Source organism: Paenibacillus sp. FSL H7-0690, assembly GCF_037980415.1.
Classification (GTDB): Bacteria; Bacillota; Bacilli; order Paenibacillales; family Paenibacillaceae; genus Paenibacillus_AQ; species Paenibacillus_AQ odorifer.
The window spans coordinates 3,390,775-3,409,983 of the sequence record NZ_CP150281.1; the positions used below are offsets into that span (position 1 = coordinate 3,390,775).

Consider the following 19,209-nt stretch of genomic DNA (forward strand, 5'->3'; position numbering starts at 1 on the left):
AGATAACGATACAAAAAAGCCGCTCCTTATGGAGCGGCTTTTTTGCTTGAAAAGTTATCACTGTCCTCTGGTACAACAAAGGATACCAAGGTGCCTTCTCCAGGCTTACTCTGGATCGAGAGACCTTGACCATATAATTGACTTAACCTCCTATGGGTGTTGGCCAGCCCGATGCCACCTTTGCCTTCCATCAATGGCTTCAGCAGTAAAGAGAGGGTCCCGGAATCCATGCCTTGCCCATCATCCTCCACTTCAATCTTTACAGCCTCCTTGTGCAGACGGATAATACGTATTTGAACAGTTCCACCCTGTTGGCGCTTAAGTATACCGTGCTTAACAGCATTTTCTACCAACGGTTGGATGGATAGAGGAGGAATTAGGATGTCAATATTCGGATCTACCTTCCAGACAACAGATATCCTTTCTGCAAATCGAGTCTGTTCAATATACAGATAAGATTCTACCAATTCCAGTTCATGGGAGAGGTTCACGAGCTCTCCGATATTTAAAAAGTCAAAACTGATTCTTAAGAAAGAAGTAAACGCGCCAATGAGCTCCTGCATTTTTTTAGTATCCAAATCACTGAGTGCGGCAATAGAGTTCAACGTATTGAATAAAAAATGCGGTTGTATCTGTGCTTGTAGATAGGCTGCTTCTATCCGCACCCGTTCATTGAAGGATAGCTTCATCGCAGTTAAAGCCCGAATACGGTATTTAAGCTCCACTGCATCTACAGGTTTTGTGACATAATCATTGGCACCGGACAAAAATCCAGTATAAATATCCTCAGGCTGACTACGGGCAGTAAGCAGTAGAATCGGAAGCTCATATAAGGAGTAACGAGTACGAACCTTCTGTGTTAATTCGTATCCCGACATCTGTGGCATCATAACATCGCCAATAAGTAAGTCCCAGTTCCTTTTATCCAACAATTCCAATGCTTCATGGGCTGAGTTGACGGTAGTTATGATATAAGGTTCGGTTTCAAGAATACCCTTTAGTACATTCAGATTGACAGGATCATCATCTACCACCAGAATATTCACCTTAATCTCTGTAAAAAGCGGCGGAATTTTTTCAGAGTGATTACTTGGCTGATGTTCGGAAATTCCCCACTCAGTCATCTGTCTATGAATCTCATCTGCCATATACGAAACTGTAGGTTCCGTCTGTTTTATTATCTGTTCGCTGTAAGAATCGGCAAGAGAGAGTGTGAAACTAAAAGTTGAACCTTTACCAAGCTCTGATTGAATGCTTAGGCTGCTTCCATGCAGTTCTACCAGCTGCCGGCATATGCTTAATCCCAGCCCAATTCCACGCCCGTCATTTATTCCGTGAGGGCCTTGCTCATAGGGTAGAAATATCCGTGCCATAGTCTCTTCAGTCATGCCTACTCCGGTATCTGTCACATAGATAAGAACCTGTCCGTCCTGTTCCTCAGCCTTAACAGTTACAAGTCCTGCTTCGGTGTATTTGAGCGCGTTGTGCACCAGATTTAATAAAACCTGCACCAGTCTTTTCTCGTCCGCACGAACTGGCGGCATAGCTTCCGGGATATCCATAGATAGCTGTACTGGCTTACCTTCAATCATATATTGAAGCATACTAATCACACCGGGAACTACCGATTGAACCGAAATAGGTTCCTGTTGTAAAATAACACGATGCTCCTGAAGACGGACCACATCCAGTAGATCACCAAGCATATGAGACATACGGCGGCTGATTGTAATCAGCAGTTCCATATCTTGACGGCTACTTTCGTAAAGTCTGTCCTTTTCTTTTGTGACAATATTTTGCGCGATATTCATGATTCCGTGAAGCGGTGTACGCAGCTCATGTGAGGTATTAGCGAGAAACTGGTCCTTAAGTTTGTCTGCTTTTTTCAGCTGCTCATTTAGTTCCATGTTCTCTTTAGCATTTTGAAAATACTTTTTAAACCAATAAGCTGAGAAGCCCACGATGGCTGCGATAATATCCAAAGGATAATAGACAATTGAATAGTGTCCGTTACTATCCCACAAATTCCATAACAAATTAGAAACGATCGCCGCACCTGATAACAGCAGAAAAACAACATCTTTATCATCTTGCTTTTTGAACAATAAGCGCCCTAAGCTATAGAGCAACCAAATGAAGGGAATATACTGGAACACTTGAATGATTCCCAAATGAATGGATGTGCTGACTAAATAAGCAGGGACAATAAATATAAACAAGGTATAAAGGAAAAGACACCATGTGTAAGCACGTAACCACTTGTTGACTTTGGCACCTGAGGTGAATTTCCTGAAAACAAGCAGAATAAAAAGGTTTTGCCATAAGAAGGCGATCAAACGGATTTTTAAGGACCAAGTATAATTAATCGGCAGTAATGAAAGCACTAAGTTGTCATTTCGAGCTAAAAGGATTACAGCTACAGATAAGGTCATTAACCCTACAAGAAACAGAGCACGTTCTTTAGGATTAAATAAGTACAGAATACAGGCATAAAGCCCATGCAGTAGTAAGATAATTGCTGTAAGCATTTGAAATCCGACAGTGTAAAAGTATGTCCGGTCAATGAGTTCCTGAGAGCCAAAGAAAATAGGGCCTTTTATACCGCCCTTATAGGGGTGATCAAAGTTAGCTACGTGAATAAATACATCTATCACTGTGGTGTTTTTTGAAAAATAAGCTGCTGTATATGAGGTGGTTTTGGGTACATATGTATCGGCATCAAGAGCTATTACCCCATTATTGAGAATAGGAGTGCCGTTAATCTCCACACTGGAAGCGGAATAAATTTGTTTGATCCAGAAAGAGACAGGTTGCTGAAGCGGGTCTACCAAAATTCGCAGACGATACGTACCATAACCATAAGAAGAATTCTGATCGCTTCCCATAACATGGCTCCAATTTCCAGGAACTTGAAGCGAGTGGGATAGCTTTGGTATAGTAGAAGTCTTCGATGAAACGAATTGCGAAGGATAGAAGCTCCATTCACCATCCAGCCTGAATAAGTTAGCCTGCTCCAGATCCTGGCCGCGTAAATCCAGTACCCCATTGTTAATCACAGGTATAGTGTTGGAAACCTTAAATATACTCAACCAAATGCAGCGTAGGCCAAAGAGAATGCTTATAAAAAGTAGAATGATAGCTAATTTGTTTAGAATAGTTTTATTTTTCATGAGAACATTATAGCAAATAATTCTAATCTAGAATCTAAAATGAAGATTATTTACATAAGAAGGAGAAGTAATGAGCAACGGACACCGCGTGGAGCTAAGAGGAATGTTCTCCACATGGAAGATGCATGATGTATCTCCTTGAACATTTGCGTACTCGAACACATGGATACTTAAATACTTGATTAGTGCTTTGCTGTTGGGCGTCTGTATTACCGAATGTGCGACTATGCTGCTTGTTTGGTGTCTGTGATACCGGATGTGCGACTATGCTGCTTGTTGTGCGTATTGTATTCCCACACTCTCTCTTCACCATGAGCGATCGGACTCAGATGCAGCTATTCGGCTGAATTTTGGCTTTTGAGAAGTGTTTCGGACCCCAGAGGCGTTATTTGTTCCAAACATGCGCGATATGAGGGCTTTTCGAGCCAATAGCGACTATAGAGTCCGATAGGTTCTCAAATGAGCCGGATTATGGTTAATAGCGACTATAGGGTCCGATAGACTTCACTCCTGCTTCTAATGCCATTTGTTATATGCTTGGCTTCTCGTTTATTGTTGAATGTGATATTGAATACCCGTTGGCACTACCATTCGATGTATTGAGAGGAGTTTAACGGTGGATTCTCCTTAATCCTAAAGGGTATATTATTAGAAAATTCAATGCAGACAGGAATGTAGATACGATGATTAAAGGTTTCGGAGGAATATTCTGGAGGACTAAGAATCTTGAAGCTACAAAAAAATGGTACAGTGAGGTGTTGAAGCTTGACATTGAGAATTGGAATGGGACTGTGATAAAACCTCAAGTGGGAAATGAGACTATTTTTTCTTTCTTTACCGAGGATGACAGTTATTTTCCAATAGAACAACAAGTGATGTTAAATTTCCAAGTGCATGATCTAAACGAGACGATTAAACATTTTGAACAGATTGGTGTACCTCTTGCAAAGAAAATAGAGATTAATGAACTTGGAAAGTTTATTTGGATTGAAGACCCAGAAGGTCGACTGATCGAGCTTTGGGAGAAGTAAGGAGTTGCAGATTATTGCTATTGAGCTAACAGGTGCGTTTTTTTATAAAAGCTCAGTTCAACATCTAATTGTAAATGTATTAAGGGAATAAAGTTGTCAAATCCGTGGGGAATATTTCTTCAAAGCTTTCAGCTCCCAGAAAGAACTTTAACTTCTATATTCTGGGGTGCGGCGCTTGCACTGCATCCACGGCCAACGAAATACTATTGTCAACCCAAATAGGGAGCATACCGTCGAGGTGTACTCCCTATTTCATTGAAGGAATTGGAAAATTAGTGCAACATTTCACCTATAACTTATGTCAATAAATAAGTTATGTAATAAAATCATAAGAGTAGGTGGTAAATTGAAACTTCGTTTAATCACGTTAATATGTTTATTCACATTCGCATTCTTTATTGCAAATGGACAAGATGCTAAAGCTTTATCCTGTGTCGAGTTAGGAAGTCCCCAAGAAGCCCTAGAGGTCTACGGTGGAGCAATTTACGGTGAAGTAAAACAAATAAAGGTCGATTTGAAACAAGAAGGATTTACGGGGCCAAAAGAGAAAATCAGATATTTATTAGTGGATGTTGAACGAAGTTGGAAAACTGAAGTTGACTCTCAAATTATTGTGAGAACAGACTACACTTGGGGTTTTGATTTCAAGGAAGGTAATAAATACTTAATATACATTAGCGAAGTGGATGGCGAATCAAGCAGTAGTCCATGCAGTTCAACAATTGAAATGAATAACCTTAACCAAGCAACAGAACTATTCGGTGAAGGACTTCGACCCAAACAGCAAGTACACCTAGAATACAAGATGTGGTTAATGTTTGAGCAGGATATTGATTTGTATATTGTAATTGCAATAGGACTAATAGTGATTTCGGTCATTACCTGAGAGCAAGAAGGAAAAAGGGCTAAGTGTAATTTTATTACACTAATGGTTAGGATAGTTCAATAAAATTAAGAATAAGATAGCTGAACTAATTACTATTCATTCATAACATGTGAGGTGCGAGTTGAATTTAGTAGAAACAATCATAAAAAGATTTAACCTTAATGTATTAAGTATAGATAATGTTCCTGAGTCCTTTAGTTCACAAGTATACAAGCTGAATCTTACTGATGGAGAAACGCTGTATGCGAAGATCCCTTATAACAGGGATAAACTATATCGCGAATATCGTATGCTTGAACTGTTGAGGGAGGTATTACCGGTTCCAAAGGTGTTAGACTTCTGGAGTGGGGATGACTTAATTTCTGGTGCATTACTTTTATCTGAGATTAAAGGTATACCATGTACAGGTGCTATTGACGATGAATTAGCATTTCAAATTGGAGTACTTCACGCAAAGCTGCATGAAGTTAAAATGCCGGGATATGGTGTGGAAGGATTAGACGGTTTTCAATTTTTTAATCAGAACAATTGGAGACTTTATATAAGAAATAGCTTTGAAAAATTTATAGAACCTTGCAAGGAAGTCCTTGAGAGAGGACTTTTCGAAAAATGTATTAATTACTTTGAGGGTGCTTTCTCAGTTTTACCTCCTCCTGATGGCCCGTGTGTTGTTCATATGGATTTTCGACAAGGTAATATACTAACAAATAATAATATGGTTGTTGGAATTATTGATTTTGAGAGTGCACGGGGTGGATCCTCGGAAATTGATTTCACAAAAATTAACCGATATGTTTGGGAAGTGAATCCTCAAAGTAGAATTTCGTATAAAGAGGGATATTCAACAATTCGTCCTCTAATGGGTTTGGAAACAATACTACCCTTTTATGATTTTTACGATGCTTTTGGTGCTGTTGTCTGGTGTAAAAATAGAGGGATTGAAAAGAATAGGGCGTTCCTAAAGGAAAGTATTTCTGTATTGCAGAAATCCGTAGGTTGTTGAACTGACGGACACGTTAGTTTGCGAAGGATATTCCTTGTTTTACGGAGGAGATGATAATCTGAAACTAATTATTGAATGGCTAAACCGCGATCGAATACGTCGATGTGAAGCCTGTAACACTGAGCTTAATATTTATTCATATTTCTCCGATGAATCGCAGATTTTGTACTGTGTTGTATGCAATAAGTATTATATTAGGGCGGACAAAAGCTCTCCCATATTTAAGTATGAAGTTTCCGAGGGGCTTTTAAAGATATGGGAAATGGACCCTTATCATAGTTATTATACAGGGATTCCAATTAGTGAAGCATACGAGCCGAAGTGGATTAAATTTCTCCGTAGTATATTAAGCTAAAGGGAAACAATAGTTCAATAACAGTTTAAGACGAGGAGCTACCTCCATGATGGATAGCTTTATTACGTTAAAGGACATGATATTGAATAAAGGATAGAATAATGGAAATGGTGAATATTTGATCGGCAGTATACTGTAAAATTATTATGATGCAATCATGAATACAATAGCTTATCGTGATATATGGATCATCAGAACTAATAATGAAAAAATCGAAAACCCAAAAAACGTAATGGAAGTGTGTTTATGGAAAATATATATAACAAATTACATACAGCGGAAATACTGAGCCGTATCGAGAATTTAAGTCCAAATTCAAACCCACAGTGGGGAAAAATGAATGTTTCTCAAATGTTGGCTCACTGTTCAGCATTTCAAGACATCGCAAATGGAAACTCCTTTCCTCCTAGAAGTTGGCTAGGAATATTAATAGGAGGGTTTGTGAAATCTATTTTTTACAATGACAAGCCAGTACCACATAATATGTCAACAATTCCGAACATACTTATTTTAGATGATAGAGATTTTGGAAAAGAAAAAGAAATACTGAAACAAAAAATTATAACTTTTCAAAGTAACGGTCCGGAGAATTGTTCATCCCATCCACATCCTTTTTTCGGAAAATTCACTCCGGAGCAATGGGGTAAAGGGATTTATAAACATCTAGACCATCATTTAAGACAATTTGGTGTTTAGTATTTTTCCGCAGTGAATAATAATTGTTTAACGTCGCCAACTTACATATTTTTTATTGACATAAAATCCCTATTACTTTATATTGTATCTAATTACATTGCAATCAAATGCGACGAAGAGGACAAGTAAATCCGGATATGTCGATCAGAGAACTGCCGGTTGGTGCGAGGCAGAGGACACCCGAATCGAACAATCGCCTCAGAGCTGGCTCCCGAAATCATAGTAGGCGGGCCCGGGATTCTGCCGTTACAAAGAAGCATCGTTGTTGGACGATGGCAGCAGAGAGGGTGTATTCATAAATACACCAATCAGGGTGGTAACGCGGAATCTACTCCGTCCCTAATGGGACGGAGTTTTTTGCGTTCTTATAAATAAATAAGGAGGAGTAACAATGTTTCAAAAAATCAATGTCTCCGATCGAATACTTAGCCAGGATATGTTTATTGCTGATGAGGTTCAATACAACCTGATTCACCTTATTTGCGAGTCGAAGAGTTCTACTTGCTTAAAAGATTCTGATGAAACAATGATTTATGCCCAGTCAACGGGACATAACGCATGGCTTTGGAGTTCTAAGGATATTGTCGAGGATAAGAAGGCCGTTCTCTACGAAGAACTTATAGAATTTCTTAAAGAGACTACATTACCGGGAGTATCTGGAGAACCAAAAACAACAGAACGTTTTGCACAGCTGTATTCTCAGGCAAATCATCTTCAATATGAGTCCACGATGACTATAGAATCTTATTTCTGTACAGATCCAAAGAAACCTTTGAACGTAAAAGGCATAATGCAACAAGGAACGAGAAAAAATGTGGCCATTGTAGCAGAGTTTTTGGCGGGTTTCTCAGAGGGGGCTTATGGGGTTAGGGTGAACCCAGAAGCTAAAATTCTAGATGCCAAGAGGATGATTGAGACAGGGAACTTGTATATATGGTTTGTAGACGATAAACCTGTATCGATGGCGTACATTGCACATAGGTCGGCAAGATATTCCAGAATAAATGCGGTATACACACCACCGTCTTGCCGGAAAAAGGGTTATGCAAGTGCACTAGTAGCAGAGTTATGTTCCGTTCTTTTATCGGAGGATTTAGTGCCCATGCTTTATGCTGATTTAAAGAATCCTGACTCGAATAAGGTTTATCGAAATATTGGTTTTGTGGAAAGCGGGAAGATTGTTGACATCAAGTTCAAATAGGCACAAAAGGGCTACCGCAAGGTAGTCCTTTTTCTATGATCAATATGTTACTCGGCATTACTTTTATACAATTTCACATAGTTTGTAAGTTCAGCTATCGCGAAAAATTGCTTCATTAATTGAGAATTCAATTTTTGTAAGGCAAGCTGAAAGGATATCTCCACTTTTTTGTAGTTATGTGTTTCTATTTCATTCAAAAGCTGTTTCATATTCTCGATATAATAAACAGTTTTCCTTAAACTGCTGATAAGAATAATTTTTCTTAATTCCGTTAAAGTGAAGACTCTGTAGCCATTATCTTTGTTCCTATTCGAAGAGATTAGCCCTTCTTGTTCCCAATGCCGAATAGCTGATGGATTAACTCCTGCCATTTGTGCAACTTCACCAATCGTCATTGAATCTGATACAGTTAAATCTTTGTATTTAGATAAATCAACATCCCGAAACATGCGTAAGACTTCCTCTAACCTTTCTTTTTCCACTTGGGTCTTATGTTGCTCTTGATTGATTGCCCAAAGAGCAGACTCCATCTGCTGGCCTTTTATCTTCCTCATCACATCGTACACAACCGGAATTTCATATCCCTGCAATAATGCCCGAATGGTAATAAAAGCTTGCACATGGATGGAAGTGTAACATCTGCGGTTGCTGGCGGTCCTTGGTACATCTGGAATTAAACCTTGATCTTCGTATCTCCTTAAAGTAGTGGTACTCACATTTAATTGCTTAGCTATCAGTGTAGGTGTATATATCTCTTTAATAATCATCATCACCCCAAAACATTAAAGTTGAACCTTCAAGTGCTACAACAATATTAAATCGAATTTAGGTAGATATATCAAGGGAGGTAGAGGGATAAACCGAAAGATTGCATGAATGTTATATGATACTTTTATAGAACACAAAGGAGTGAGTTCATTGAAAAAGATAATACAATTAGCAAACCAATCAGAAATAGAAGTAGGTATGGCAGGACTTCCAGATTGTCCAACCCTCATGTTACCCATCGCTAAAAAATCTGTGTACAATCAGGAAGCAGAAAACTTAAAGCTATGGGGAGTAGATCCCGAATTAGGTAAACATTTTGTTGAAGGATTAGCGGATACGTTTCAAGTGCTTTATTTCGATTATGAAGGTCATCTATTTCAATATCCAGAGGAAAATCTAACAGCAGATCATATTGTGAAGGATCTTCTCCACATTGCGGATGAAATGAATGTTACAAGCTTTAGTTACTACGGTTATTCCTGGCTTGCGTTGATTGGATTGCAAATGGCTACAAGAACAGATCGCTTGGAGAGTTTGGTAATGGGAGGTTTTCCACCCTATAATGGCCCCTATCAAGAAATGAGGGTTGTGACCCATAAAACACATACACAAGCTTTGAGTAACCAAAATGAATCTGTAGAAAGCCCAACAGGATCGGAGAATCCAAACGAAATGGATTGGGACAATATAAAGGTTACCATAGATACCCGTGTTACAGCACAATTTGTCTCTCTATACCAGAGCCTCACAGCCTTTGATGATCGCAGTATTCAACATTTGCTTAGTCTCCCTAAACTAGCTTTTGCAGGTGGAAATGATACGATCGTTTACGGTGAAAATTTCGGGAGCGTTACCGTTGACATCGTCGGGTTGTTAAAAAAGAATAAGGAGCAGTTGGCGGATTTAGGCTGGGATGTTGAAATCCTTTCGGGAGCCCAGATGGACCATACAAAAGCTATGCAACCAGCAGTAGTCTTACCACTGATTAAGCCTTGGTTTATGAACGTGTTACTAAAAAATACTGGATTGTAATTGTGGCAGATACAAAAATCCAGTGAAAAAGGTATCCCAAAAGAACAATACTTTTTAGGGTAAAAGCTTTAATTTGAAGAGATTAAATAGTAAACGATCTATGATAAAATTCCATATGTAATCGCTTACATTAATATATATGGAAGGAAGTGGTGTTGCGAATCTGCCCCAACAAGGAATTGCTTCGACTACTAGAAATACAGACAAGCAGTATGTAGGTATGTAGTGACAAAAAATTTCAGGAGGTAGATTATGTTTAAATTTAACAAGAAAATCGTGACTGTAATTATGGCAGCTTCAATGAGTTTCAGCTTGTTTGCAGCAACCTCAAGTGCAGCGACAGACTATTGGCAAAATTGGACCGATGGTGGCGGGACAGTAAATGCTACTAATGGATCTGGTGGGAATTACAGTGTTACATGGTCAAATACTGGTAACTTTGTTGTTGGTAAAGGTTGGAATACTGGATCCCCATCTAGAACAATAAACTACAATGCAGGCGTCTGGGCACCATCCGGCAATGGGTATTTAACTCTTTATGGGTGGACGAGAAACTCCCTCATAGAATATTACGTCGTTGATAGCTGGGGCACTTATAGACCTACTGGAACTTATAAAGGTACCGTGACCAGTGATGGAGGCACATATGATATATATACGACTACGAGAACGAACGCCCCTTCTATTGATGGTACGGCAACCTTCACACAGTTTTGGAGTGTAAGACAATCCAAGCGAGCAACGGGAAGCAATGTTGCGATCACTTTTGCCAACCACGTTAATGCTTGGAAAAGTTACGGAATGAATCTGGGCAGCAGTTGGTCTTATCAGGTGTTAGCGACAGAAGGATATCAAAGTAGCGGGAGCTCAAACGTAACAGTATGGTAACTTGAGCATCGGACCAGCTCAGGCATCTCCAGATGATTAAAATAACTATTAATCACTGTCATTGCTAAGGTTGTCGGTCCACAGCCGGCAGCCTTAGATCATTCTAGATTATTCAACAAATGATACTTAACTACATACCAGTGGTTGGAAAGGAGATATATCCATGAGAAAACTATTAATTTCTCTTTTAATAGTAGTTGTTATCAGCGCTTGTTCGCAAGAAAAGCCTGAACAGAAGGATACTTATGTATTAGTCAAAGGCGGGGCTTTCATTAACACAAATTCCAACTACAAAAGTACAACTATATCAAATTTTTATATCGGGCAATATGAAGTTACTCAGAAAGAGTGGGTTGAAATAATGGGAAGCAACCCTTCAGCATTCAAAGGCGACAACTTGCCAGTAGAAATGGTTAATTGGTATGACGTAATAGATTACTGTAATAAAAGAAGTATAAAAGAGGGGTTCAAACCCTATTACAATATAGATAAAAATAAAAAAGATCCGAATAATAAGAGTGATAACGATAATTTAAAATGGACAGTAACGCTCAATGCAGGAGCTAATGGTTACCGATTGCCTACTGAAGCAGAGTGGGAATATGCTGCAAGTGGAGGACAGTTGAGCAAAAGTTACACCTACAGTGGAAGCAATAAAGCAGATGAAGTAGCATGGTATTGGCAAAATGCTGGAGACAAATACTTATCAGGAGATTGGAACTGGCCGATCATAGAAAACAACCACAACAAAACAAAATCTATCGGTGGCAAAAAACCTAATGAGCTAGGTCTTTACGATATGTCAGGGAATGTAAGGGAATGGTGTTGGAACTGGTACGGAGATATAGATAGTAACAGCGGTTCTTTCCGGGTTGTAAAGGGTGGCGGGTGGATCGGCGGTATCAGCAACAACGAGATTTCTTTTCGGGGAAAGTTCGAAGCGAATGGTATGGGTCCTGATCAAGGTTTTCGAGTAATTCGTGGTGAGTAGACGGGAACAAGACATACCATATATAATCGGAAAAAGCTGAAAAGGGTTTGATTAATAAACAAGCTTTGCGCTCGAATATAATCAAACCCCAATATGTATGTTTGCTATATTTCTTCGATCATTTGGATTAATTTTGAAAACGCACTAGAAAAAACCGCGTTCCGGCGATACACAAACCATACCTGCAAATCTCGATATCCTTCAGGCAGACGGTGGGAAGTAATTACTCCCGTCTCTTCAGCCTTGGAAATCGAAGATTGGGGCAGCATAGACACGCCGAGTCCTGCGGTAACCCCACTTAGAATTACATCTAACGTTCCGTATTCCATAATCTTATAAGAGCTCATCCCGCTTTCATTTAGGAAACTCTCAGCTTTGGCGCGATGTGTACATCCGACGTCGAAAAACAACATTGGCTTTGTAAGCAATTCGCGCATATCGCTCTTACCTGGTTGTGAGATAAGCACCAGCTCCTCTTCGAAAGCAACAACATGTTCTATATCAGGCTGGTCAATGGGCCCATAAACAAAGGCTCCATCTAGTTGGTAATCAAGCACCTTTTGTAAGAGTTTATGCGTTTCTCCCGTTATAAGCGATAGATTAACATCGGGATATCGTAAGTGATATTCGGTTAGCAGAGGCGTTAGATGAGTAGCCGCTGTTGTTTCGATGGAACCTAAACGGAGCGGACCAGCAGGGTGCTCAGAGTATTGTGTGGTTATCACAGCCTCGTCCATTAGTAATAATATTTTGTCTGTATAGGCCAGTAAGTTCTCACCTGCCGGCGTTAACGTCATCCCTCGATTGGATCGACGAAATAGGGGGATTTTCAGCTGAGCTTCTAGATACTGAATCCGGTTCGTCACATTTGATTGGACATAATTTAAGACTTGAGCAGCCTTCGTTATGCTACCCTCGCGAGCAACCGCTTGAAATATTCTCAAATCTCCACTTTCCATTTCCTTTGCACCTTCTTGGTATGATGATTTATGATAGTCACCTTCAGTTTTGATCATTTTACTGGATTACACCCACTATGTAAAATTTATTATAGATTCATTAATAACAACTTGAGGAAGGGGCTTAGATGATGAAAGCCATTATACATGCTGGAGAAGGTGGCCTGAAGGGCTTGAACTATAAAGAGATTATGGATAAAAGACCGGGGATTGGAGAAGTGAAGGTTAGGTTAAAGGCTGCAGGGCTAAACCACAGGGACTTGTTTATCATGGATGCCAGAACAAAACAGGATGTTCCTTTGATTATCGGTTCTGATGGTGCAGGGAGAATTGAAGCAATAGGTGAAGGTGTGCTTGATCATAATGTAGGTGAAGATGTCATCATTAATCCGTGCATCGGATGGGAACATACCGATAATGTTCCAAACGTTCCAGCCATTGTAGGGGGACCTTCAGAAGGCACATTCGCTGAGTCAATCATCATTCCTGCGCAAAATGCCATCAGCAAGCCAGCTTACCTGTCATGGGAAGAAGCCGGCGTGCTGCCCTTATCTGCCTTAACAGCCTATCGGGCGCTATTCACTAGAGGCCGCTTAAAGAAAGGTGAACATGTTCTTATACCTGGCATTGGTGGTGGGGTTGCGACTTATGCCATGATGATGGCTTCAGCGGTGGGTGCACGTATCAGTGTCACTTCACGCAGTGAAACGAAAAGACAAGCTGCACTCGCTCATGGAGCTGATCATGCGTTTGACAGTCATAGCAACTGGAAGGAAAGCATGAAAGGAGACACCGTTCATCTCATCCTCGACAGCATTGGGCCTGCGACGTTCCCACATTACTTTGATATTATTAAACCCAATGGACGTATTGTTACGTTTGGTGCAAGCTCAGGAGATCGAATCGAAATCCCGACGCGAGCCATATTTTTCCCGCAAATTAGTATCATAGGTAGCTCAATGGGAAGTAGTGAAGAGTTTGCGGATATGCTTCAGTTTATGGAACACCATTCGATTCGACCTATCATTGATCGAGTGTATCCTTTACAAGACACAGTTCAAGCCTTTCACCGAATGCAGCAGGGAGAACAATTTGGTAATATCGCGATAAGAATAGAATGAGCGGAGTCCATTATAACTGGAATTCAAATGCCAAATATATCGATTTCGGAGACAGGAAACCACTTTTTCGAAGCCACATCTTTAAAAAATACTTGAATAGTGTAGGTGCCCTTTGTAGTAAAGGAATATGTATACTCGTTGGTTTTGAACCAAAAGTTTTCTTCGCTGTTCTTAATTTGTTGAGCATCAATGGTTTCTGTTTTATCCGCAGGATCGGTGATCACAACCTTAATATCTGAAATTTCTGTTTTTAAATGATCCACCTGTAATAGAGTAGAAAATGCAAAACGTGACGGGCTTTTTACTTTACCAAAAATCTCTCCGTTATTATCGAGCATAACCATGTTTATATTAGGCTTGTAGATTCGAACGGTTTTACCTGATTCATCCAAGGCGAATAGTGCAAATAAATCTTTAGACAACTGTTCAGTCGTCAAGGAAATCGAACCTTCGGACAATATTGCGGGCTGTTTTTGAAGCACATTATTCAAATATAATGATACTTCAGATGAGCCAGCTGCAGCATAAATCACGGTTCCCGGTAAAATCATGATGCAAAATCCTAAAAGAATCAGCTTCCTTATTTTTCTCAATGATTTTCCCTCCTATAGAGCTTTATGTTAATTATACCCATAAGATGGAAGATAGTTTCTTTTACACAATTAATAAAATATAAGAAGGTCAGTAGAGGGAAATACCCTTACCTGACCTTCTTGGTGTTAAATGAGAGAGTTAATTATTTGAACCGTCTAATGGTAAATTGAAAAGCCGTTCCTTTTCCCTGTTTGCTTGTAACCAATATTTTTTCTCCCAGACCATTTACAATTTCCTCGGCGATAGCAAGCCCAAGACCACTTCCTTTTTCATTATGGGACTGTTCACTTTTGTAAAATCTTTCAAAGATATAAGGGAGGTGCTCTTTTGCAATGCCGGGTCCATTGTCTGATATCTGCACAGTTACAACCCTCGAATGCACAATAGCATCAAAAGTTATTTTCCCATCCTCCTGAACGTATTTCATGGCGTTATCCATCAAAATATTGACTAATTGCAACACTTTATCTTTATTAGAAAAAACATCTGGAAGGTTTCTGGCGTTATCTGTAATCTCAAATACAATGCCCATTTCATCGGACAAGAAAGAGTATTTAGACTCAATAAGCATGACTAATTCCTGAGTATCTATTTTTTCTTTATTCCAAGTTTCTTTTTTATTTTGCATTCTTGATAATTCCAGTACATCATAAATCAATCGTTGCAAGCGCGCACATTCGGATAAAATAATTCCATAGTATTTATTTGTTTTTTCTTCATCTTGAATCATTCCATCTGCCAGCGTCTCCGTTAAAGCTCTGATAGAGGCAATGGGAGATTTCAGCTCATGGCTAATATTCGCTATATAATCCCGACGAGTCTTTTCAAGCTGCTTCATCTCCTTTAGATAGGAGGATATAAAGAAGCTGATTATTAGTGTGCCTAACAGAAGGGTACCTGTAAAAACGTAATAGAAGCCATTCAATACCGCCTGAAATTCACTACCAGGTTCTAATAAAAAGACGACTCCGACCGCTTGTTTATCCTGAATAATAGGTGCACCTACGACAATGGATTTACTCGGAAACCCATTAATATTTTTAATCGCAGCGAATTTATTGTACTTAATTACTTCGGGAATATAATCTATAAGGGCATCCTTGAATTCATCCGATGTAACATTGAAAAAAAGATGCTTATTTTCATCACCAGGTGAAAGGTCATTCCCCTCTAAATCATACACCTTCATAAGATACGGTTTAAAACCTCGAATGCTCATCTCATTTTGTGCCATTTCAGCAGCTATAGCAGAGGCCTGAGGCAGCATATCTTTTAATTTATAATTCAAAAAAAGCTGTTTAATAATCAAGGTTCCTCCAAGTTGTCCTAAAATGAAACAAAAGAGGATGGCCAGATAAATCACTTTTTTGTTGGAAGTTACTTTTTTCATGTGGAAGTCTCCATTTTGTAGCCCATCCCATAAACAGACTTGATTTCAAATCCCAAATTCTTTTCAGGCAGTTTTTTTCTCATTCTTTTTATGAGATTATCAACGGCTCTAGTATCACCGAAATAATCATAACCCCAGACCTTATTTAAGATTTGTTCTCTTGAAAGCACCTTGTTTTTATTAATTGTAAAATAGATAAGCAATTCGATCTCTTTAGGTGTAAATTCCATTCGTGATCCATTAATTTTGATATTAAAAGCATTTCGGTCAATCTTCATTTCTCCCAGCGTCAGGATGGCGTCTTCACTTGGAAAGGTGTAATGAGTGCGTTTTAAAATGGTTTTTACTCTTGTGACGACCTCCCGGGGGGAGAACGGTTTTGTAATATAGTCATCTGCACCAATTTCCAAGCCTAATATGCGGTCAGTTTCCTCACCTTTTGCGCTCAGCATTATAATCGGGACGTTACTAGTCAAGCGAATCTTACGACAGACCTCTGTCCCAAAAAGTCCAGGCAGCATAATATCTAGAATTATGAGATCAAAATGCTGATCTTCCAATTTGTAAAGAACTTCCTCACCATTGTATACGGATTCATATTCCATATTTTCCGCCTGTAAATAAGCAGATATGCTCTCATGTACAGCTATATTGTCATCACAAATTAGTATGTTCACTTTACCCTGCATAGCTACCACCTTTATTCCGATATCTTGGTCCTTATTGTATGTAAATTGTCTAAAAGGAGCAAGGAAGACTGCATGTTGGTGAGGGAAATAATCGCATTCTACATGGAATGGAAAGAGACCGATTGAAGGATCGGCCTCTTGTAACCAGAATAAGTTACTGTTCTATTATTTATTGCTGTCCTTATAGATGTTAGAAGTATCTATACTTATGGTGTGCGTTCCAGCATCCCATTCCAAATTAAAATCAAGTGATTTTGCAATATCCCTCAGCTTAAAATACTCACTACCGCCGATATTATAGCCCGTTACTGAAATCTCTTGTCCGTTCAAAGTTATCTTAGTGGCTGTCATAACACCGGTCTTTGAACTAGTATCTACAGATGCTGAAAGTTCAATGCCCGTCGGAGTGTACGTTTTGTCAGATGTAATGTTTAAAGTATTCGTATTTTCATCCGATGTCACTTCAAACTGTTGTGTAGTGTTGTTTACAACCATAGCAATGTCCCGTAATTTAAAATAGTTGCTGCCGTCGATATTGTACGCGTTAACAGATATCTTGTTACCATTCACCAACAATGATGATTTGGAAGGAATGGCAGTTGCGGATGCTTTTGGCGAAGTAGCACTAACCTTGTCTGCCCAAGCAAAAAGCTCATCCAGATCGTAATCTCCGCTGTGTGGAATATCCCAAGCCATTGCAAAGTCAACGTTTGAACCTTTGTTCTCAAGTTCTGTTGCCAATATAGTAGAAACAGCGAGGGAGGTATCACTATCCTTGGTTCCCATCCGAATCCGCCAATTATTTGTAGTGGTTGTTCCCTCAGTGCTGATATAGTTCATTGGATTCATCATTTTCACTAGATTCTGGTCAGCAAGTGTTCCCCCCGCTGTATCATGCTCCAAACCGAACTGAGTAAAATGCTGTGCAGCGACATTCGCTGTGCCGAATAGATCGTTTTCACCATTGCTCAGGTCTAAACCGTCAAAGGCTCCAGGCAGTTTCATTCTGCCCAAGTATGCAAGATATTGATCATAGTCGATATCCGTAACAGTGCCATTTTCAATGGTGATCCAGGTTTTGTCGGACAGATCTGTACCCGATTTTAACGCTTTTTGCGCTGAAGCGATCACAAAAGCTTTGATGTAATCTTTAAAGGTGCCATTGCCGTCCGCATCCATCTTCAAAGCTGTTCCGTCAGTATTCGTAAGTCCTAGACTATTGACGTATTCAGGGAACATAGCTTCCAGTTCGTTAGATACCTGAATCTGATCCTCCGTCAATGTTCCTTCTACCAACTTTCTTTCCATGTTAAAATCCGTATTTCCGGAGAAATCAAGTTTTTCATAAGTGTTAATTCCGTTGAATTGCCACTCATAAGCTGCATCTGCGTTATCTAGATTCGTAATCGGCGTGTAGGCCGAAACGGCAAAAACGTCGTCACGCTCATCAGCTGCTCCGATCGCTTCCAAATAAGGCTCATATTCCGCATTGTTGCCGGTAGCACCCAGTAATGCGGAGAGCGCGCCGCCAGCACTTGTGCCGTTAGAGATGATCTTCTCGGCGTCACCAGGCATAATGTCGTCGTTAAAGCGAAGGTAGCGGACAGCCGCCTTCAGATCTACGATAGCTGCGGGTGCCTTACCAGTGTAAACACCTTTTTCGTCCTTTGTAGTTCTACCGCGAGCGCCTGGAGATGCGACCACATAACCTTTGGACAGGGCAACTGCGATAGCACTGGGAGATTCAGATGAAGGTGTTCCTGCGTTTTCGTCTTTACCCGCAGCGGGTTTATTCAATTCCGTTCCTGTATCGGCGCCTGGGGCTGCTGCGGATTCCTTGTCTGTTTTCGGAGCGCCGTTCTGTGGACCTGCCCCCATACCCATTCCTTTACCTGTTTCAGTACTACCTGGCTGAGCAGGCATATACCCGCCAACCTGGTTTGGGAAGAAGATAGGTGCGGTATCGGCGGTGTAACTACCGATCGACTTACCCTGGAAGTATTCCTCAGGGACATAGACGTTCATAGTTTCATAATTAATATCTACAGGGTTCTTTACATAAACGATATTCTCATATGCCCGATAAGTGACGGATTGACCATCCACCGTTATGGTCTTTGTAGTATAGTTAGTCGCATTGAATTTCAAGCTATACTCGCGGTTAGTTGCTGCACTTGCAGATCCTGTAGCGAAAGAGAGGCTCATCAGAGAACATGTGAGGATAGGGGCAATCCATTTTTTAAGTTTCATTTCGTATCTCCTTTTTCTAAAAATAGTAGATAATCTCATCAGTCTCTTTTGTACTAATCTGAATGATCCAGTGTCATATACCAACTCCTTCTTTTAAGGCCAACAAACGTTATCAATTAACTCTACTCAGGAGCTCGGATAAGAATGTAACAAAACATTGTGGCATAAAAATAGCATTGGTACTG

The 19,209-nt window shown here is 39.9% G+C and carries 16 protein-coding genes and 1 other annotated feature; of the genes, 9 read left to right on the top strand and 7 right to left on the bottom strand.

Annotation, left to right across the window (positions count from 1 at the left end):
• Nucleotides 1-26: 26 nt before the first annotated feature.
• On the bottom strand, nucleotides 27-3,089 hold the full coding sequence (locus MHI32_RS15020) for an ATP-binding protein (protein ID WP_340012662.1): 3,063 nt from the start codon (nucleotides 3,087-3,089) through the stop codon (nucleotides 27-29).
• A 764-nt stretch (nucleotides 3,090-3,853) separates the two neighbouring features.
• Between MHI32_RS15020 and MHI32_RS15025 the strand changes: the two genes are divergently transcribed.
• From MHI32_RS15025 to MHI32_RS15045, 5 genes are all read left to right on the top strand, one after another.
• Nucleotides 3,854-4,201 (top strand): VOC family protein, encoded by a 348-nt coding sequence (locus MHI32_RS15025; protein ID WP_340012663.1) that lies wholly within the window; start codon nucleotides 3,854-3,856, stop codon nucleotides 4,199-4,201.
• Nucleotides 4,202-4,547: 346 nt separating this feature from the next.
• On the top strand, nucleotides 4,548-5,087 hold the full coding sequence (locus MHI32_RS15030; RefSeq protein ID WP_340012664.1) for a hypothetical protein: 540 nt from the start codon (nucleotides 4,548-4,550) through the stop codon (nucleotides 5,085-5,087).
• A gap of 121 nt (nucleotides 5,088-5,208) precedes the next feature.
• Nucleotides 5,209-6,090 (top strand): aminoglycoside phosphotransferase family protein, encoded by an 882-nt coding sequence (locus MHI32_RS15035; RefSeq protein ID WP_340012665.1) that lies wholly within the window; start codon nucleotides 5,209-5,211, stop codon nucleotides 6,088-6,090.
• A 601-nt stretch (nucleotides 6,091-6,691) separates the two neighbouring features.
• Nucleotides 6,692-7,141, top strand: coding sequence for a DUF1569 domain-containing protein (locus tag MHI32_RS15040; RefSeq protein WP_340012666.1), 450 nt, complete (start codon nucleotides 6,692-6,694; stop codon nucleotides 7,139-7,141).
• 103 nt (nucleotides 7,142-7,244) lie between these two features.
• Nucleotides 7,245-7,485: a binding site (T-box leader), on the top strand.
• A gap of 47 nt (nucleotides 7,486-7,532) precedes the next feature.
• A complete protein-coding gene (locus tag MHI32_RS15045; protein ID WP_076280621.1) occupies nucleotides 7,533-8,342 on the top strand; it encodes a GNAT family N-acetyltransferase in 810 nt (269 codons plus the stop codon).
• 47 nt (nucleotides 8,343-8,389) lie between these two features.
• Here MHI32_RS15045 and MHI32_RS15050 read toward each other — a convergent pair whose 3' ends face one another.
• Nucleotides 8,390-9,112, bottom strand: coding sequence for a MerR family DNA-binding transcriptional regulator (locus MHI32_RS15050; protein ID WP_340012667.1), 723 nt, complete (start codon nucleotides 9,110-9,112; stop codon nucleotides 8,390-8,392).
• Between the two features lie 148 nt (nucleotides 9,113-9,260).
• On the opposite strand from MHI32_RS15050, the gene MHI32_RS15055 reads away from it, so the two are divergent.
• The 3 genes from MHI32_RS15055 to MHI32_RS15065 all read left to right on the top strand — a co-directional run bounded on the left by MHI32_RS15055 (nucleotide 9,261) and on the right by MHI32_RS15065 (nucleotide 12,021).
• Nucleotides 9,261-10,142, top strand: a complete 882-nt coding sequence (locus MHI32_RS15055; RefSeq protein ID WP_036677317.1) for a hypothetical protein — start codon at nucleotides 9,261-9,263, stop codon at nucleotides 10,140-10,142.
• 252 nt (nucleotides 10,143-10,394) lie between these two features.
• Nucleotides 10,395-11,030: a glycoside hydrolase family 11 protein gene (locus MHI32_RS15060; protein WP_036677315.1), complete on the top strand. Its 636-nt coding sequence runs from the start codon at nucleotides 10,395-10,397 to the stop codon at nucleotides 11,028-11,030.
• Between the two features lie 163 nt (nucleotides 11,031-11,193).
• Nucleotides 11,194-12,021 (top strand): SUMF1/EgtB/PvdO family nonheme iron enzyme, encoded by an 828-nt coding sequence (locus MHI32_RS15065; RefSeq protein WP_340012668.1) that lies wholly within the window; start codon nucleotides 11,194-11,196, stop codon nucleotides 12,019-12,021.
• Between the two features lie 104 nt (nucleotides 12,022-12,125).
• Here the strand turns inward: MHI32_RS15065 and MHI32_RS15070 are convergent, their stop codons facing one another.
• Entirely contained in the window at nucleotides 12,126-12,980 is an 855-nt protein-coding gene (locus MHI32_RS15070; RefSeq protein WP_036677458.1) for a LysR family transcriptional regulator, read from the bottom strand.
• Nucleotides 12,981-13,111: 131 nt separating this feature from the next.
• Between MHI32_RS15070 and MHI32_RS15075 the strand changes: the two genes are divergently transcribed.
• Nucleotides 13,112-14,101 (top strand): zinc-binding dehydrogenase, encoded by a 990-nt coding sequence (locus tag MHI32_RS15075; RefSeq protein WP_036677456.1) that lies wholly within the window; start codon nucleotides 13,112-13,114, stop codon nucleotides 14,099-14,101.
• 23 nt (nucleotides 14,102-14,124) lie between these two features.
• On the opposite strand, the gene MHI32_RS15080 is transcribed toward MHI32_RS15075, so the two are convergent.
• The 4 genes from MHI32_RS15080 to MHI32_RS15095 form a co-directional block, all read right to left on the bottom strand.
• The gene (locus MHI32_RS15080) at nucleotides 14,125-14,694 is read right to left on the bottom strand and encodes a hypothetical protein (protein WP_076125581.1); all 570 of its coding nucleotides are present in this window, start codon (nucleotides 14,692-14,694) and stop codon (nucleotides 14,125-14,127) included.
• Nucleotides 14,695-14,837: 143 nt separating this feature from the next.
• Complete coding sequence (locus MHI32_RS15085) at nucleotides 14,838-16,085, bottom strand: ATP-binding protein (RefSeq protein ID WP_340012669.1); 1,248 nt, start codon at nucleotides 16,083-16,085, stop codon at nucleotides 14,838-14,840.
• Nucleotides 16,082-16,774 carry a response regulator transcription factor gene (locus MHI32_RS15090; protein WP_076184620.1) on the bottom strand — a complete coding sequence of 231 codons (693 nt, stop codon included), beginning with the start codon at nucleotides 16,772-16,774 and terminating at the stop codon, nucleotides 16,082-16,084. The genes MHI32_RS15085 and MHI32_RS15090 overlap by 4 nt, the downstream gene beginning before the upstream one ends.
• A gap of 165 nt (nucleotides 16,775-16,939) precedes the next feature.
• Nucleotides 16,940-19,024, bottom strand: coding sequence for a subtype B tannase (locus MHI32_RS15095; RefSeq protein ID WP_340012670.1), 2,085 nt, complete (start codon nucleotides 19,022-19,024; stop codon nucleotides 16,940-16,942).
• Between the last annotated feature and the right edge of the window lie 185 nt (nucleotides 19,025-19,209).

What these genes read in the sequence shown, in the direction of transcription:
- MHI32_RS15070 (WP_036677458.1), bottom strand. Translation starts at nt 12,980, where the DNA reads ATGGAAAGTGGAGATTTGAGAATATTTCAAGCGGTTGCTCGCGAGGGT.
- MHI32_RS15095 (WP_340012670.1), bottom strand. Translation starts at nt 19,024, where the DNA reads ATGAAACTTAAAAAATGGATTGCCCCTATCCTCACATGTTCTCTGATG.
- MHI32_RS15075 (WP_036677456.1), top strand. Translation starts at nt 13,112, where the DNA reads ATGAAAGCCATTATACATGCTGGAGAAGGTGGCCTGAAGGGCTTGAAC.
- MHI32_RS15085 (WP_340012669.1), bottom strand. Translation starts at nt 16,085, where the DNA reads ATGAAAAAAGTAACTTCCAACAAAAAAGTGATTTATCTGGCCATCCTC.
- MHI32_RS15060 (WP_036677315.1), top strand. Translation starts at nt 10,395, where the DNA reads ATGTTTAAATTTAACAAGAAAATCGTGACTGTAATTATGGCAGCTTCA.
- MHI32_RS15050 (WP_340012667.1), bottom strand. Translation starts at nt 9,112, where the DNA reads ATGATGATTATTAAAGAGATATATACACCTACACTGATAGCTAAGCAA.
- MHI32_RS15065 (WP_340012668.1), top strand. Translation starts at nt 11,194, where the DNA reads ATGAGAAAACTATTAATTTCTCTTTTAATAGTAGTTGTTATCAGCGCT.
- MHI32_RS15090 (WP_076184620.1), bottom strand. Translation starts at nt 16,774, where the DNA reads ATGCAGGGTAAAGTGAACATACTAATTTGTGATGACAATATAGCTGTA.
- MHI32_RS15045 (WP_076280621.1), top strand. Translation starts at nt 7,533, where the DNA reads ATGTTTCAAAAAATCAATGTCTCCGATCGAATACTTAGCCAGGATATG.
- MHI32_RS15025 (WP_340012663.1), top strand. Translation starts at nt 3,854, where the DNA reads ATGATTAAAGGTTTCGGAGGAATATTCTGGAGGACTAAGAATCTTGAA.
- MHI32_RS15040 (WP_340012666.1), top strand. Translation starts at nt 6,692, where the DNA reads ATGGAAAATATATATAACAAATTACATACAGCGGAAATACTGAGCCGT.